16 protein-coding genes are annotated in these 15,719 nt (G+C 44.5%); 14 read left to right on the top strand and 2 right to left on the bottom strand.

The features are described from left to right. Window positions 1-12 precede the first annotated feature (12 nt). From BT105_RS02145 to BT105_RS02080, 14 genes are all read left to right on the top strand, one after another. The gene (locus BT105_RS02145; RefSeq protein WP_072299183.1) at window positions 13-735 is read left to right on the top strand and encodes a TraX family protein; all 723 of its coding nucleotides are present in this window, start codon (window positions 13-15) and stop codon (window positions 733-735) included. A gap of 43 nt (window positions 736-778) precedes the next feature. Further along, window positions 779-1,990 carry an NADP-dependent isocitrate dehydrogenase gene (locus BT105_RS02140; RefSeq protein WP_072299182.1) on the top strand — a complete coding sequence of 404 codons (1,212 nt, stop codon included), beginning with the start codon at window positions 779-781 and terminating at the stop codon, window positions 1,988-1,990. 21 nt (window positions 1,991-2,011) lie between these two features. Next, window positions 2,012-2,659, top strand: coding sequence for a redox-sensing transcriptional repressor Rex (locus BT105_RS02135; protein WP_072299181.1), 648 nt, complete (start codon window positions 2,012-2,014; stop codon window positions 2,657-2,659). A gap of 515 nt (window positions 2,660-3,174) precedes the next feature. Further along, window positions 3,175-4,551, top strand: a complete 1,377-nt coding sequence (gene fumC, locus BT105_RS02130) for a class II fumarate hydratase (RefSeq protein WP_072299180.1) — start codon at window positions 3,175-3,177, stop codon at window positions 4,549-4,551. A 24-nt stretch (window positions 4,552-4,575) separates the two neighbouring features. Continuing rightward, window positions 4,576-5,373: a CoB--CoM heterodisulfide reductase iron-sulfur subunit B family protein gene (locus BT105_RS02125; RefSeq protein WP_072299179.1), complete on the top strand. Its 798-nt coding sequence runs from the start codon at window positions 4,576-4,578 to the stop codon at window positions 5,371-5,373. Then, window positions 5,366-5,749: a 4Fe-4S dicluster domain-containing protein gene (locus BT105_RS02120; RefSeq protein ID WP_072299178.1), complete on the top strand. Its 384-nt coding sequence runs from the start codon at window positions 5,366-5,368 to the stop codon at window positions 5,747-5,749. Before BT105_RS02125 ends, BT105_RS02120 begins: the two co-directional genes overlap by 8 nt. A 14-nt stretch (window positions 5,750-5,763) precedes the next feature. Then, entirely contained in the window at window positions 5,764-7,755 is a 1,992-nt protein-coding gene (locus BT105_RS02115; protein ID WP_072299177.1) for a CoB--CoM heterodisulfide reductase iron-sulfur subunit A family protein, read from the top strand. Next, a complete protein-coding gene (locus tag BT105_RS02110; protein WP_072299176.1) occupies window positions 7,746-8,192 on the top strand; it encodes a hydrogenase iron-sulfur subunit in 447 nt (148 codons plus the stop codon). Before BT105_RS02115 ends, BT105_RS02110 begins: the two co-directional genes overlap by 10 nt. After that, on the top strand, window positions 8,177-9,148 hold the full coding sequence (locus BT105_RS02105) for a 4Fe-4S dicluster domain-containing protein (RefSeq protein WP_072299175.1): 972 nt from the start codon (window positions 8,177-8,179) through the stop codon (window positions 9,146-9,148). Before BT105_RS02110 ends, BT105_RS02105 begins: the two co-directional genes overlap by 16 nt. Then, on the top strand, window positions 9,148-10,167 hold the full coding sequence (locus tag BT105_RS02100) for a 4Fe-4S dicluster domain-containing protein (protein WP_072299174.1): 1,020 nt from the start codon (window positions 9,148-9,150) through the stop codon (window positions 10,165-10,167). Before BT105_RS02105 ends, BT105_RS02100 begins: the two co-directional genes overlap by 1 nt. Next, window positions 10,167-10,994, top strand: coding sequence for an FAD/NAD(P)-binding protein (locus tag BT105_RS02095; protein WP_072299173.1), 828 nt, complete (start codon window positions 10,167-10,169; stop codon window positions 10,992-10,994). The genes BT105_RS02100 and BT105_RS02095 overlap by 1 nt, the downstream gene beginning before the upstream one ends. 15 nt (window positions 10,995-11,009) lie before the next feature. Then, window positions 11,010-11,693, top strand: a complete 684-nt coding sequence (locus BT105_RS02090; protein ID WP_072299172.1) for a 4Fe-4S dicluster domain-containing protein — start codon at window positions 11,010-11,012, stop codon at window positions 11,691-11,693. 14 nt (window positions 11,694-11,707) lie between these two features. After that, entirely contained in the window at window positions 11,708-13,309 is a 1,602-nt protein-coding gene (locus tag BT105_RS02085) for an FAD-dependent oxidoreductase (RefSeq protein ID WP_072299171.1), read from the top strand. A gap of 117 nt (window positions 13,310-13,426) precedes the next feature. Next, window positions 13,427-14,590, top strand: a complete 1,164-nt coding sequence (locus BT105_RS02080) for an aspartate-alanine antiporter-like transporter (RefSeq protein WP_242940067.1) — start codon at window positions 13,427-13,429, stop codon at window positions 14,588-14,590. A 35-nt stretch (window positions 14,591-14,625) separates the two neighbouring features. Here BT105_RS02080 and pyrE read toward each other — a convergent pair whose 3' ends face one another. Together pyrE and BT105_RS02070 are read right to left on the bottom strand one after the other, a co-directional pair. Continuing rightward, window positions 14,626-15,279: an orotate phosphoribosyltransferase gene (gene pyrE, locus BT105_RS02075; RefSeq protein ID WP_072299169.1), complete on the bottom strand. Its 654-nt coding sequence runs from the start codon at window positions 15,277-15,279 to the stop codon at window positions 14,626-14,628. A 42-nt stretch (window positions 15,280-15,321) separates the two neighbouring features. Further along, window positions 15,322-15,651: a zinc ribbon domain-containing protein gene (locus BT105_RS02070; protein WP_242940066.1), complete on the bottom strand. Its 330-nt coding sequence runs from the start codon at window positions 15,649-15,651 to the stop codon at window positions 15,322-15,324. Window positions 15,652-15,719: the final 68 nt, after the last annotated feature.

Here is a 15,719-nt window from a genome sequence, read left to right as displayed (position 1 = left end):
CTTTTAGTTTTTATGGGAACTAAAAAAAGAGGCCTTTTCGCTACCGAATTAAAGTACATAGCTATTATCGCTATGTTTATCGATCACTTTGCATATATATTTGTCCCGTGTGATTCATTAGCATATGGTATAATGCGTTTTATAGGTCGTTTTACAATACCTGTTATGTGTTATTTCATCTGCGAGGGCTATCATTACACAAAAAATCTGCGAAAATATTACATAAGAATGATTATTTTCGCAGTGATCTCGCATTTTGCATATTCATATGGCTTTTACGGTACATTCTTCAGTTTTACACAATCAAGTGTTATAGCAACGCTTACGTTATGCTTGCTGAGTGTCAACATTGTTAATACAAAAAAGCTGAGTATTGCATACAAGTTTCCTCTTATTGCAATTGCCGCGTTTTTTGCCGATAAATGCGATTGGGGTATGACCGCAATAGTGTTTACGCTTTCGTTTGAATTTGCTCGCGGCGATAAAAAAAAGCAATGTATCGCATACTCTATTGCTGCAACTTGGTATTGTCTGCCGGTTATAGAGTATCTTATAAAAGGTCAATTTGATATTTTTGCGATGAACTGGTATAAATTCGGTTTATTCGTCCCCGCGATAGTAATTATGCTGTATAACGGCAAAAGAGGCGGAGGAAAAATATCAAAATGGATATTTTATGTCTTTTATCCCTTACATCTTTTTATATTGGGATATTTATATTATAATTATATTTAATGCATTTAATACATTATGCAAATTAATATGGAGGTAAAAACCAATGTCCAAAATAACTATGAAAACTCCGCTGGTCGAAATGGACGGCGACGAGATGACAAGAATTCTCTGGCAGTGGATAAAGGAAACTCTCCTTGAACCATATGTAGAGCTTAATACCGAATATTACGACCTTGGTCTCAAGCACAGAGAAGAGACCAAGGATCAGGTAACTATAGACTCCGCTGAGGCTACCAAAAAGTACGGCGTTGCAGTAAAGTGTGCAACCATCACACCTAACGCCGCAAGAATGCCTGAGTATAATCTCACACAGATGTGGAAGTCACCAAACGGCACTATCCGTGCCGCTCTTGACGGTACAGTTTTCCGTACTCCTATCATCGTTAAAGGTATCGAGCCATATATCCCAACATGGACAAAGCCTATCACAATTGCTCGTCACGCATACGGCGACGTATACAAGAACACAGAAATGCGTGTAAATAAGGGCAGCAAGGCTGAGCTCGTTGTTACAGACGAAAACGGCAATGAAACACGAGAGCTTATCCACGAGTTCACAAAGTGCGACGGTATCATTCAGGGACTTCACAACCTTGACGCATCTATCGCAGGCTTTGCAAGAGCTTGTCTCAATTATGGTCTCGACCTTAAGCAGGACGTTTGGTTCGCTTCAAAGGACACTATTTCAAAGAAGTACGACCATCGTTTCAAGGATATTTTCCAGGAGATTTACGATAACGAGTACAAGGAGAAGTACGAAGCAGCAGGAATTGAGTACTTCTACACACTCATAGACGACGCTGTAGCAAGAGTTATCCGTTCAAACGGCGGTTATATCTGGGCTTGTAAGAACTATGACGGCGATGTAATGTCAGATATGGTATCTACAGCTTACGGCAGCCTTGCAATGATGACTTCTGTTCTCGTTTCACCTGACGGAATTTACGAATATGAAGCTGCACACGGTACTGTTCAGCGTCATTACTACAAGTATCTTAAGGGAGAAGAGACATCTACAAACTCCGTTGCAACAATTTTTGCATGGAGCGGAGCGCTAAGAAAGAGGGGAGAGCTCGATAACACTCCTGAGCTCTGCACATTCGCTGATAAGCTTGAAAAAGCTACTATCCAGACTATCGAAGACGGCGTAATGACAGGTGATCTTTATCTTATATCCAAGCTCGACAATAAGAAAAAGGTCGATTCAAAGACCTTCCTTGACGAAATAAAGATCAGGCTTGATAAATTAATGTAATAAGAGAGAAGGCATATAATAATGTCAAAGGACTCAATATCAAACTCTGTAATAAGAAGACTTCCTCGTTATTACCGTTTTCTCGGCGAGCTCGAACATAACGGCTACGTAAGAATATCATCGAGAGAGCTTTCCGAAAAAATGGGGCTTACCGCTTCACAGATAAGGCAGGACTTCAACTGCTTCGGCGAATTCGGTCAGCAGGGCTACGGTTATAACGTCAGCGATCTTCGTCTGGAAATAGGCAAGATACTCGGTCTTGACAAGCAGACTCCGATGATACTGCTCGGCGCAGGAAATCTCGGAAAAGCAATTGCTTCCCATATTGATTTCCACAATAAGGGCTTTGATCTTATCGGCGCTTTTGATGTAAATCCTGATATCATCGGCAAGGAAATAGGCGAGCTGAAAGTCAGAAGCACAGATGAGCTAAGTACATTCTGTACGGAAAACAAGCCGATAGCTGCTATTCTTTGCGTACCTATGAATGCAGCAGAAAAGCTTGCCAATACTCTTATAGAGTGTGGAATAAAGGCGTTCTGGAACTTCACCCACTACGACCTGAAAGTTACACATAAGGGTATCGCTGTTGAAAATGTTCATCTTGGAGATAGTCTTACAACGCTTTCATACGGATTGAATAATCTCGAATCAAGCGAAAGTAAATAACTCAAAAAGCGAAGCAGGGATGTGCTTCGCTTTTTTGATATCAAGCTGTGAAAAAAATATCAATCTTTATTATGCTTTATATATTATTAGGAATTATAGTATGCGATATTTTTATCATTAATTATAAGCTTTGCATAAAAAATAAAGCTTATTTTTTCCAAAATGAAATTCTCATATCATAAATTTCTAAAGGAATGACCACTGGTTTTATAGTTATAATTGCCTGTATTATAACGAAATGTATGTTGCACCCCCAGAAAAATATACTGTTTGTTACATAAATGCAATACCTATCAAATCAGTAATATAAAAATAAATATACTGTGCAGGTGTTATATAAAATATTTGTAAATATATCATTGTTAATTATATATCAATATCTGAATAGCGCTATTCTTAACTTGAATTTGAATTATTCATAATATGCTGTTATACTTATTATATGTGATAGTTTAAAGTATATTCTGATGTCTTTCGACACAGGATCTGAAATTTTTCTGGGAGTGGATATTAAAATGGATTATCGCGTTGAACATGATTCCATGGGCGAAGTAAAGGTTCCTGCTGATAAGTACTGGGGCGCTCAGACCGAGCGAAGCCACGAAAATTTCCTTATCGGTGTCGGTATCGAAACTATGCCGCGTGAGATCACTCATGCACTTGGAATACTGAAAAAAGCTGCTGCTCTTGCAAACCACGATCTCAAGCCTAAAAAAATGACTGCCGAAAAGCTTTCAGCTATCAGTCAGGCTTGCGATGAGGTAATAAGCGGTTCTCTCAACGAGCATTTCCCACTTGTTGTATGGCAGACAGGCAGCGGTACTCAGTCCAATATGAACACCAACGAGGTCATCGCAAACAGAGGTAATGAAATTGCAGGTTCAAAGCTGCTCCACCCAAACGATGATATCAACATGAGTCAGTCATCAAATGACACATTTCCGACGGCAATGCATATCGCAGCTGTTCTTGCAGTTGAAGATAAGGTCGTTCCGGCTATCAACACTCTTATAGCTACCTTTAAACGCCTTGAAGCAGAAAATGAAGGCGTTGTTAAGAGCGGACGAACACATTTACAGGACGCAACTCCTATCAAATTCTCACAGGAGATCAGCGGTTGGAGAGCTTCACTTGAAAAGGATAAAAAAATGCTCTTATCCGCCTGCGAAGAGCTTAAAGAACTTGCAGTAGGCGGCACAGCTGTCGGAACAGGACTTAATGCTCCAAAGGGCTTTGCTGACAAGGCAGCTGAAAAGATAAGTGAGCTTACAGGCAAAAAATTCATATCATCTCCCAATAAATTCCACTCTCTTACTTCAAAAGACGAAATAGTATTTGCACACGGCGCACTTAAAGCTCTTGCAGCCGACATGATGAAGATAGCCAACGACGTAAGATGGCTTGCTTCAGGTCCTCGTGACGGTCTCGGTGAGATATTCATTCCGGAGAACGAACCCGGTTCGTCCATAATGCCCGGCAAGGTCAATCCAACACAGTGCGAGCAGGTAACTATGGTCGCAGTCCAGGTAATGGGAAACGACGTAACAGTAGGCATGGCTGCTTCTCAGGGCAATTTTGAGCTCAACGTATTTATGCCTGTATGTGCATATAATTTCCTGCAATCCGCAAGACTTCTTACCGAGTCGATAACATCATTCAACAAGAACTGCGCTGTCGGCATTAAAGCCAATAAGGAGAAAATGCACCATAATCTGCATAATTCTCTTATGCTGGTAACCGCTCTTAATCCTTATATCGGCTATGAAAATGCAGCAAAAACAGCTAAAAAAGCATTTAAAGACAATATTTCCCTCAAAGAAGCCTGCGTTGAACTTGGTTTCCTTACTGCCGAGCGTTTCGACGAGGTATTCCACCCAGAGGAAATGGTCTGATCATACAAGAAAGGAATCGCATATATGGAAACCTTTACTTACTACCCGGGGTGTACACTTAGAACAAAGGCCAAAGATCTTGATACTTATGCAAGAAAAAGTGCAGAATGTCTCGGTATAAACCTCGAAGAACCTGCAGACTGGCAGTGCTGCGGCGGCGCGTATACCACCGCAAAGGACGAAATTGCCACAAAGCTCTCAGCAGTAAGAACACTTAACTCCGCCAAGGAACTGAACAGACCGCTTATCACAGTCTGTTCAGCCTGTCATAACGTTATAAAGCAGACTAATTACGATATTTCCAACGATGAGGAAATGGCTGCTAAAGTAAATAATTATCTCAAACTTCCAGAGCCCTACAACGGAGAAACGACTGTTTATCATTATCTTGAGATGCTCCGTGATGTAGTAGGATTCGACACCCTTGCACAGAAGGTGGTAAATCCTCTCAAAGGGAAGAAAATCGCTGCATATTACGGCTGTCTGCTGCTTCGTCCTTCAAAGGCACTTGCAATGGACGATCCTGAAAATCCAACTATAATGGAAGATTTTATAAAAGCGATCGGCGGCACTCCTGTCATCTACGCCCAGAGAAATGAATGCTGCGGCGGTTATATAACTCTTGAGGACAAGGCTCAGGCTTCAAAGAGAAGCAGCGCTGTTGTACGTTCAGCTAAAGATCAGGGCGCTGATATGATAATAACAGCCTGTCCACTGTGTCTTTACAACTTAAAAAAGAACTCAGATACAGAGCTTCCTGTGTATTATTTCACAGAGCTCCTTGCTGAAGCTCTCGGCTTGAAGGAGGTTCAAAATGGATAAGAACTTAAAAGAACAAGTACTGCGTTCAAGCGGAGTAAACGTGCTCAAATGTATGCGCTGCGGCAAATGTTCGGGAACCTGCCCTTCATACGATGAAATGGAATACCACCCACATCAGTTCGTATATATGGTAGAACGCGGCGATATCGAGACTCTGATGCATTCAAAGTCCATATACAAATGTCTTACCTGCTTTGCCTGTGTGGACAGATGTCCCCGTAACGTTGAGCCCGCAAAGGTGGTAGAGGCTGTACGCCTTGCAGCTGTACGCCAGCAGGGAAATAATCACATGAATCCGAATCAGATACCCGAAATGCTTGACGACGATCTGCCGCAGCAGGCTATCGTAACAGCATTCAGAAAATACATAAAGTAAGGAGAGACAGCACCATGAAAAGAATAGGCGTTTTTGTCTGTCATTGCGGTACTAATATTGCTGCAACAGTAGACGTCAAAGCCGTAGCGGAAGCGCTGGGGCATGAGCCTGGAGTTGTTATCTCTCAGGACTATCAGTATATGTGTTCCGAATCGGGACAGAACCTCGTAAAGAACGCAATAAAAGAGCATAACCTCACAGGTGTGGTTGTATGTTCATGTTCGCCGAGAATGCATGAGAATACATTCAGAAAGGCTGCTGCAAGTGCTGGTCTGAATCCATATCTCGTTGAGATAGCAAATATCCGCGAGCAGTGCTCATGGATACACAAGGATATCGCTTCTGCAACAGAAAAGGCTATTATACTCGGAAAGGCAGCAGTTGCTAAGGTTCATCTCAATTCGCCTCTGACAGCAGGTGAAAGCCCTGTTGTAAAGCGTGCTCTCGTTATCGGCGGAGGTATCGCAGGTATACAGACTGCTCTTGATATCGCAGAAGCAGGTTTTGATGTTGATATCGTGGAAAAGAATCCTACTATCGGCGGTAAAATGGCTCAGATTGACAAGACCTTCCCGACACTTGACTGCGCAGCTTGTATCCTTACACCTAAAATGGTAGAAGCTTCACAGAATGAGCATATCACTATACACTCATTCAGCGAAGTAGCCGATGTTAAGGGATTTGTGGGCAACTTTACTGTCAAGATAAAGAAAAAGGCTCGTTTTGTTGACGAGACAAAATGTACAGGCTGCGGTCTCTGTACAGAAAAATGTCCCATGAAGAAAGTCCCCAACGAGTTCAATATGGGACTTGATAACCGTACAGCTATATACATACCTTTTGCTCAGGCAGTTCCGAAGGTGGCAACTATTGATCCTAACTACTGCATGATGCTTCAGAAAGGCAAGTGCGGTATCTGTTCGTCAGTATGCTCTGTAGGAGCTATCGACTACAAGCAGGAGGACAAGATAATCGAGCAGCAGTACGGTGCTATCATAGTTGCTACAGGCTTCAATCCTATAAAGCTTGACAAGTACGATGAGTTTGCATATAATCAGTGCCCCGATGTAGTTACATCGCTGGAGCTTGAAAGACTTATGAACGCCGCAGGTCCTAACGGCGGCACACTGCTTCGTCCTTCCGATAAAACTCACCCTCACAAGATAGTATTCGTACAGTGCGTGGGTTCAAGATGTGACGACAGCAAGGGCAAGCCATACTGCTCAAAGATATGCTGTATGTATACTGCCAAGCACGCTATGCTTATCCGTGAAAAATATCCTGATACCGATGTTTACGTGTTCTATATCGACGTCCGTACCCCAGGTAAGAACTTCGATGAGTTCTACCGCCGTGCAGTTGAGCAGTACAATGTTCACTACATCAAGGGCATGGTAGGAAAGGTAACACCTCGCTCAGACGGAAAGATAGATGTACAGGCTTCTGATCTTCTGGCAAACGAACAGCTCCATATCGACGCAGATATGGTAGTTCTTGCAGCAGCTATCGAGCCTGACAAGACAGCTCGTCCGCTGGCAACAATGCTTACAACTCAGATGGACACAAATGACTTCTTTACAGAAGCACACCCGAAGCTCCGTCCTGTAGAAAGCGCTACCGCAGGTATATTCCTCTCGGGTGCCTGTCAGGGACCAAAGGATATCCCCGAAACTGTTGCGCAGGCAAGTGCAGCAGCCGCAAAGGCTATCGGACTTCTTGTTAAGAACAGCATAACCTGCAACCCATGTGTCGCTCATTCTGACGAGCTCATGTGTAACGGTTGCTCGTCATGTGAAAAGGTATGCCCTTACGGCGCTATCACATATATTGACAAGGAATTCAGAATGCCCGACAGAACCACTGCTATCCGCAGAGTTGCAAGTGTTAATCCTGCCGTATGTCAGGGCTGCGGCGCTTGTACAGTTGCTTGTCCGTCGGGAGCTATGGACCTCAACGGCTTCTCTAACAGCCAGATCATGTCGGAGGTGGACGCAATATGCAAGTAAATGATAATAAAGATTTTCAGCCGCTGATCGTTGCGTTCTGCTGTAACTGGTGTTCCTATGCAGGAGCCGATCTTTCAGGCACTAACAGACTTAATTATCCTACAAACGTTAAGATAATCAGAGTGCCCTGCTCATGCAGAGTAAATCCCATGTTTATTCTCAGAGCCTTCCAGCGCGGCGCTGACGGAGTTATCCTCTGCGGCTGCCACCCGGGAGACTGCCACTATACATCAGGCAACTACTTCACAAGAAGAAGAATGACACTTCTGTTCAGTATGCTTGATTTCCTCGGTATAGAGCGCGACAGAACAAGAGTTGAATGGGTATCGGCAGCAGAAGGCGCTAAGTTTGCTGCTACCATGAACGAATTCACTGAGGCTGTAAGAAAGCTTGGACCAAACCGCAGATTGGAGGACCTGAGATGCAGGAAGCAATGATTAATAAGGCAAAACAGCTTCTGGCTGACGGTACTGTTGACCGCGTTATCGGCTGGAAAAGGGGAGAATTCGCTTATGATATAACTCCTGCTGTTTTTGAAACTGCCGAGGAACTTGAAAAAGAGTTCGTTTTTGACGATTTTACAGCTGCAAATGTATCCAAGTACCTCGTTAAGGAGAGCAAAAAAGAAGGCAAGATACTTGCTTTTCTAAAGCCCTGCGATACATACAGCTTCAATCAGCTCACTAAGGAGCACAGAGTTGTACGCGAGAACGTTTACATCGTTGGTATCCCCGGAGGTCCTAAGCTCGACGCTGAAAAGATAAAGGCCAAGGGCATTACAGGCATACTCGGCGTAAAGAACGAGAATTACACTCTGAAAATAGATACCGTTTACGGCGAGGAGACAATGCCTTTCTATGAGGCTATCCTTGATAAGTGCGCGACCTGCAAGAGCAAAAAGCACGTTGTCTATGACGAGCTCATAGGTGACGAGGGCGAAGTCCTCGACTCAAATCGCTTCGATATGGTCGAGAAGCTTGAAAATATGACCGCTCAGGAACGCTACGACTTCTGGCGCGGAGAGCTTTCAAAGTGTATACGCTGTAATGCGTGCCGAAACGTCTGTCCAGCTTGCACCTGTGAAAAGTGCGTATTCGATAACCCGAACTCAGGTGTAGAGAACAAGGCTCCTGCTGACAGCTTTGAGGAGAATATGTTCCATATAATCCGTGCATTCCACGTTGCCGGAAGATGTACAGACTGCGGCGAATGCTCAAGAGTATGCCCACAGCATATTCCACTTCACCTCCTGAACCGCAAGTTCATAAAGGACATCAATTCACTTTACGGCGAGTATCAGGCAGGCGAGGATACTACATCACGCGCTCCTCTCAACGATTACAAGCAGGACGACTGCGAAACGACCGTAGTACATGAAAGGGGAGTTGAATAATGCTTAAGATATCACTTGATAAGCTTGACAAGCTTTTTGAAGCTATCTCAGCTTCACAGACTCTCTATATTCCCGTTGACCGTGAGGACGGTGCGGCTGAGTACAAGAAGTACGAAAACGGCATGAAGCTCAGCAGCGCTCTCAATACTCTGCGCAGTGCAAAGGATTTCTTCTTCCCACAGACCGAAAATCTCGTTGATTTCAAAATGGAAGGCCAAAACATCGAAGTCATTGATGTACGTGAGGAATCCGAGGATTTCGTAATATTCGGAGTTCGCGCCTGCGACGCAAGAAGCTTTACAATACTTGATAAGGTGTTCCTTGCTGAGCCTGTTGACAGCTATTATAAGAACCGCCGCGATCACGGTACAGTCGTAACTATGGCTTGTACCCGTCCTACCGAGACTTGCTTCTGTGGCACTTTCGGCATTGATGCAGCTGCTCCTGAGGGCGACGCCGCCTGCTACAGTGACGGAGAGAGCTTATTCATCGAGGCTCATAACGAAAAGGGACAGAAGTTCATCGACTCGATATCTTCTCTTCTTGAAGACGGCGACACAGCAAAGCTTGAAGCTGTTCGCGCTAAGACAAGAGAGATACTCAAAAAACTTCCTCTTGCAAATCTTACTACCGATAATTTCGGCGGCGATAAGCTCAACGAGTACTTCAATTCCGATAAGTGGGGAGAGCTCTCAGAGAGCTGCCTCGGCTGCGGTACATGCACATTCGTGTGCCCTACCTGTCAGTGCTACGACATCAAGGATTTCAACACTGGTCACGGCATAAAGCGTTTCCGCTGCTGGGACTCATGTATGTATTCTGATTTTACGAAAATGGCTCACGGTAATCCGAGACTTACTCAGCTTGAGCGTTTCCGCCAGAGATTCATGCATAAGCTTGTGTACTTTCCAGCAAACAACAACGGAGAATTCGGCTGTGTCGGCTGTGGAAGATGTCTTGCAAAATGTCCTATATCCATGAATATCGTCAAGGTAATGAAAGCATTGGAGGTAAAGTGATGAATAATGATACATTGATACCTTACATTGGTGTAGTTACCGATATAAGACAGGATACTCCCGATGTAAAGACATTCCGAGTTGTTTCTCCCGAGGGCGGCAAGGTTTTCGAGCATATGCCCGGACAGTGCGCAATGCTCTCGATTCCCGGTGTCGGAGAGGCTATGTTCTCAATAACATCTTCTCCTACAAACAAGGAATTCATGGAGTTCAGCATAAAGAAGTGCGGCTGTCTTACAACATGGCTCCACGCTATGGACGTAGGTCAGCAGATAACTATCCGCGGACCTTACGGAAACGCTTTCCCTGTAGAGTCAGACCTTAAAGGCAAGGACCTCCTGTTCATCGCAGGCGGTATCGGTCTTGCTCCGCTCCGCTCGGTCATTAACTATGTACGCGATAACCGCGCTAATTACGGTGATGTACAGATTATATACGGTTCACGTTCTAAAGACGACCTTGTTGATTATAAAGAGATAATTGACGAGTGGATGAATGACACTGGTATTGAAGTAAACCTTACCATAGACAATCCGCAGGAGGGCTGGGACGGTCATGTAGGCTTCGTTCCTAACTATGTAAAGGAGCTTGATCCTTCCATAAACAAGACTGTGCTTATCTGCGGTCCTCCGATAATGATAAAGTTCACTCTTGCAGGACTTAAAGAACTTGGTTTCAAGGAAACTCAGGTATATACCACTATGGAGCTTCGTATGAAGTGCGGAGTAGGCAAGTGCGGACGCTGCAATATCGGCAACAAGTATGTCTGCAAGGACGGTCCTGTTTTCCGCTTTGATCAACTCGGCGAACTGCCCGACGAATATTAATAAGGAGATACTCGCATGGATAATATGTTGAATGTTTACCTGTTTGGCAAAAAATACGAAGTGCCCGCAGGTCTTACAATAATGACAGCTATGGAATATGCAGGCTATGAGCTTGTAAGAGGCTGCGGCTGCCGCAACGGCTTCTGCGGAGCCTGTGCTACCATATACAGAATAAAAGGCGAGATAGAGCTTCACGGCTGTCTTGCCTGTCAGACAGAGGTTCAGGAGGGAATGTATGTAGCAACACTGCCCTTCTTCCCACTTGAAAAGAGAACCTACAATATAGAAGAAATAAAGCCGACTCAGCAGATAATGATGCAGCTTTATCCTGAGATATACAGCTGTATCGGCTGCAATGCCTGTACAAAGGCTTGTACTCAGGAACTCAACGTTATGCAGTATATCGCATACGCTCAGCGAGGCGAGTACGATAAGTGTGCAGAGGAGAGCTTTGACTGCGTAATGTGCGGCGTATGTTCTTCACGATGTCCTGCAGGTATTTCCCACCCACAGGTAGCTATGCTCGCAAGACGTCTCAACGGCAAATACATAGAGCCTGAGTGCGGACATCTCTCCGACAGAGTAAAGGAAGTAAACGAGGGTATCTTCGATAAGGAGATCGAAGAGCTCATGACTAAGGCTGTTGACAATATCGAAGAAATAAAAGATATGTACAACCACCGTGAGATCGAGAAGTAAGGAGGGGAGAGAGTATGTACAAGATTGATAAACTTAACGAGCTTGCAAAAGTAGTTGCAGCTAAGAGAGCCGAAAATGCTGCTCTTGAACCCAGACGTATGACAGCAGAGGAAAAGGACGAGCTTCTCGCTCATTTTCACCCCGATTACAAGCAGGAGGAGTTCACAGTTCTCTCCGCCGGCGTAAACAAGGGCGACAAAGTTCCTACACAGCTCGCTGAGCTTTTACAGGGCAAAAGCCGTATCAGCGCTTCTGACGTTGACCTTACCGCTCCTGATTATGAGACAGACGTTCTTATTATCGGCGGCGGCGGCGCAGGCGCTTCTGCTGCCATCGAAGCTGATGAAGCAGGCGTTAAGGCTATGATAGTTACAAAGCTTCGTATCGGCGACGCTAATACAATGATGGCTGAGGGCGGTATTCAGGCTGCTGATAAGCCAAACGATTCTCCTGCTATACATTTCCTCGACGCTTTCGGCGGCGGACATTTCGCTGCAAAACCCGAGCTTGTAAAGAAGCTGGTTACAAAGGCTCCAGAAGCTATCCAGTGGCTCAACAAGCTTGGCGTTGAGTTCGACAAAGAGCCTGACGGCACTATGGTAACAACTCACGGCGGCGGTACTTCAAGAAAGAGAATGCACGCAGCAAAGGACTACTCAGGCGCTGAGATAATGCGTACTCTCCGCGATGAAGTCATCAACCGCGGTATCCCTGTTATCGACTTTACAGCTGCTATCGAGATAATCCTCGATGAAAACGGCAGAGCTGCAGGCGCTGTTCTCATGAATATGGAGACAAAGGAGCTCCTCGTTGCCAAGGCAAAAACTGTAATTATCGCTACAGGCGGTGCAGGCAGACTTCACTATCAGGGTTTCCCGACTTCAAACCATTACGGTGCTACAGCTGACGGACTTATCCTCGGCTATCGTGTAGGCGCAAAGCTCCTTTATGCTGATACACTTCAGTATCACCCGACGGGTACAGGCTATCCCGAGCAGATATTCGGTGCTCTCGTTACCGAAAAGGTTCGTTCACTGGGAGCTAAGCTTGTAAATATCGACGGTGATGTATTCATGCACCCACTTGAGACTCGTGACGTTACAGCAGCTTCAATTATCCGCGAGTGTACCGAGCGTGACAAGGGCATCGAAACTTCCCTCGGCAAGGCTGTATGGCTCGACACACCTATGATAGAGTACAAGAACGGCGAGGGCACTATCGAAAAGCGTATCCCTGCCATGATGAGAATGTTCGGCAAGTATGGCATTGATATCCGCAAGGAGCCTATCCTCGTTTACCCGACGCTCCACTATCAGAACGGCGGTCTGGAGATTTCCGACGACTGCGCTACAGGAGTTGAGAACCTCTATGCAGCAGGCGAGGTAGCAGGCGGTATCCACGGCAGAAACAGACTCATGGGCAATTCACTCCTTGATGTTATCGTATTCGGCAGAAACGCAGGTATCTATGCAGCCGCAAAGGCTAAGGAGACAGCTGCTCCTGCAAAGCTCACACTTGCTCATATCGAGAAGTTCAACAAGGAGCTCGAAGCAGCAGGCGCTGCAAGCAATACAGCTTCACCAATGCTTCTCCCACATTACGCAAGAAAGAAATAAAAATTACGGGACGCCGTAAAAAGCGTCCCGTAAGTATGTATATTATAAAAGAAAGTTAAGTGATAAATAATGGATTGTTTTAACGGAATTCTGTCAATTCACGGCGTTTCCTTCCTTATGATATCAGTTATCGCCATAGCCGCTCTCGGTTATATTCTTGGCAGAATAACAATAAAAGGCATTTCTCTCGGAACAGCAGGCGTATTCATCGTAGCTCTTATTTATGGATGTATTTTCTATAAGAATCTCTCCAATGAGATAAATACCGACTTTGTAGGAAATGCGCTGAAAATAGTTGACAACCTTGGACTTATACTTTTTGTTACAGCAGTCGGTTTTATTGCAGGTCCGAATTTCTTCGGAAACTTCAAGAAAAACTTCAAGTCCTACGTTATCCTTGCAATAATCATCATACTCAGCGGCGGACTTGCCTGTGCAGGCTGCATAATGATTGGCAGGAACTTTACCGACCTTAACAACGAGGAATTCACTGCTATGCTGACAGGTATCCTTTCAGGAGCACTTACAAGCACTCCGGGATTCTCGGCTGCTAAGGACGCAGTCGGCAACGACCATCTCCAGAGTATCGTTTCAGTAGGCTATGCTATTGCATATATCTTCGGAGTAATCGGCGTTGTTCTCTTTGTTCAGATAATACCAAAGCTCACAAAAGCTGATATGGCAAAGGAAAGAGAGCTTCTCGCACCTACAGTCAAAAAAGATACCAAGGAAAAGAAGATGTTCAAGCCCATCGAAATGGACAGCTTCGGAATCATGCCTTTTGCTATGGCAGCTTTCTTCGGAATCATCATCGGTTCATTCAAATTCGGCAATTTCTCACTGTCAACAACAGGCGGCTGTCTGTTAGTATCTCTTATATTCGGACATTTCGGACGCATCGGCAAGTTCTCCATAATGCCAAAGGACTCAACACTCAAAGTGTTCCGTGAGCTTGGACTCATGTTCTTTCTTATCGGCGCAGGAGTTTCTGGCGGAGCTAAGTTCGTTCAGTATTTTGACGCAGTATATTTTATATATGGAATAATAATGACCGTACTTCCTATGGTGATCGGCTATTTGTTCGCTAAATATGTTCTTAAACTCAGTCTTCTCAATAACCTCGGCTCAATCACAGGCGGTATGACTTCAACACCCGCCCTCGGAACTCTTATCAGTACAGCAGGAACAGAAAATGTTGCTTCTGCCTATGCAGCAACCTATCCTGTAGCTCTTATATCGGTAGTTCTGGTATCACAGTTCCTGATAATACTTTTCAAGTAAAAAATAGCGCTTCCATTGCGGAAGCGCTGATTTTTTTATTTCACACCGTACTTTTCTCTGTACTCAAGCATTTTATCAAGGTATTCCTTACCCGGAACAATATCGTTCTTTATAGCCTCGATAATATCCTCCATTGTAACGATAGGATATACGATAACGCCGAAATCACGCTTTACCTCCTGAACAGCAGAAAGCTCTCCCGTACCTTTTTCCATACGGTCAACAGTAATGACCATACCTGTTACGTTTACATCAGCGGCAGTCATAAGCTTTGGCATAGACTCACGGAGAGCCTTTCCTGAAGTCATAACATCGTCAATGATCACGACCTTTTCATTATCGGTAAGAGTTTTACCAACAAACATTCCGCCCTCGCCGTGATCCTTGGCTTCTTTTCTGTCAAAGCAGTAGGAAACATCGATACCGAACTTGTTGCTGAGAGCTACAACAGCTGATACAGCAAGCGGGATTCCCTTGTATGCAGGTCCGAAGAGGGTATCAACAGGTATCTGATTAGCATTTATGCACTCCGCATAATACTCGCCAAGTTTAGCAAGCTGAGCACCTGTTTTGTAGTTTCCGCAGTTGATGAAGTATGGAGCCTTTCTGCCGCTCTTAAGTGTAAATTCACCGAATGTAAGAACTCCGCAGTCCACCATGAACTTAATAAAGCTTTCCTTGTAAGTCATTGTATATACCTCCGTTATGTAAATAATTATCGTTTTATGCTGTTATATTGCCTCATAGATATGACCGCAAAATGGACAGCGAGGATAATCAACGTCGATCTCTGCGCCGCACTCGATGCATATCTTTTTAGGCAGAACATCAATTTTATCGTCGATATCCTGATTGTATTTCCCTGCAAATCCGGTTGGGTGAGTTACAGGAAAAACTCCGATAAGCATACCGCACTCTGTGCAGTAATATCCAAGCGTCTTATCAACAGGAACTTCACATATCTTATTATTTCCGTCATAGAACGTCGAAACAGGATACTCAAGAGAAGCACCTTTTGTTGGAATACCGCGCTTTTCAATTTTAAAACAGCCTTTCATCATCGGTTTGCCGCAATGGAACAACAGATCATCCCTCCTTAAAACATTATAGTATTATTATAGTCTATTTT

The sequence above is a fragment of the Ruminococcus flavefaciens genome (assembly GCF_900119075.1).
Taxonomy (GTDB): Bacteria; Bacillota; Clostridia; order Oscillospirales; family Ruminococcaceae; genus Ruminococcus; species Ruminococcus flavefaciens_Q.
This window is presented reverse-complemented; position numbering and strand designations above follow the sequence as displayed.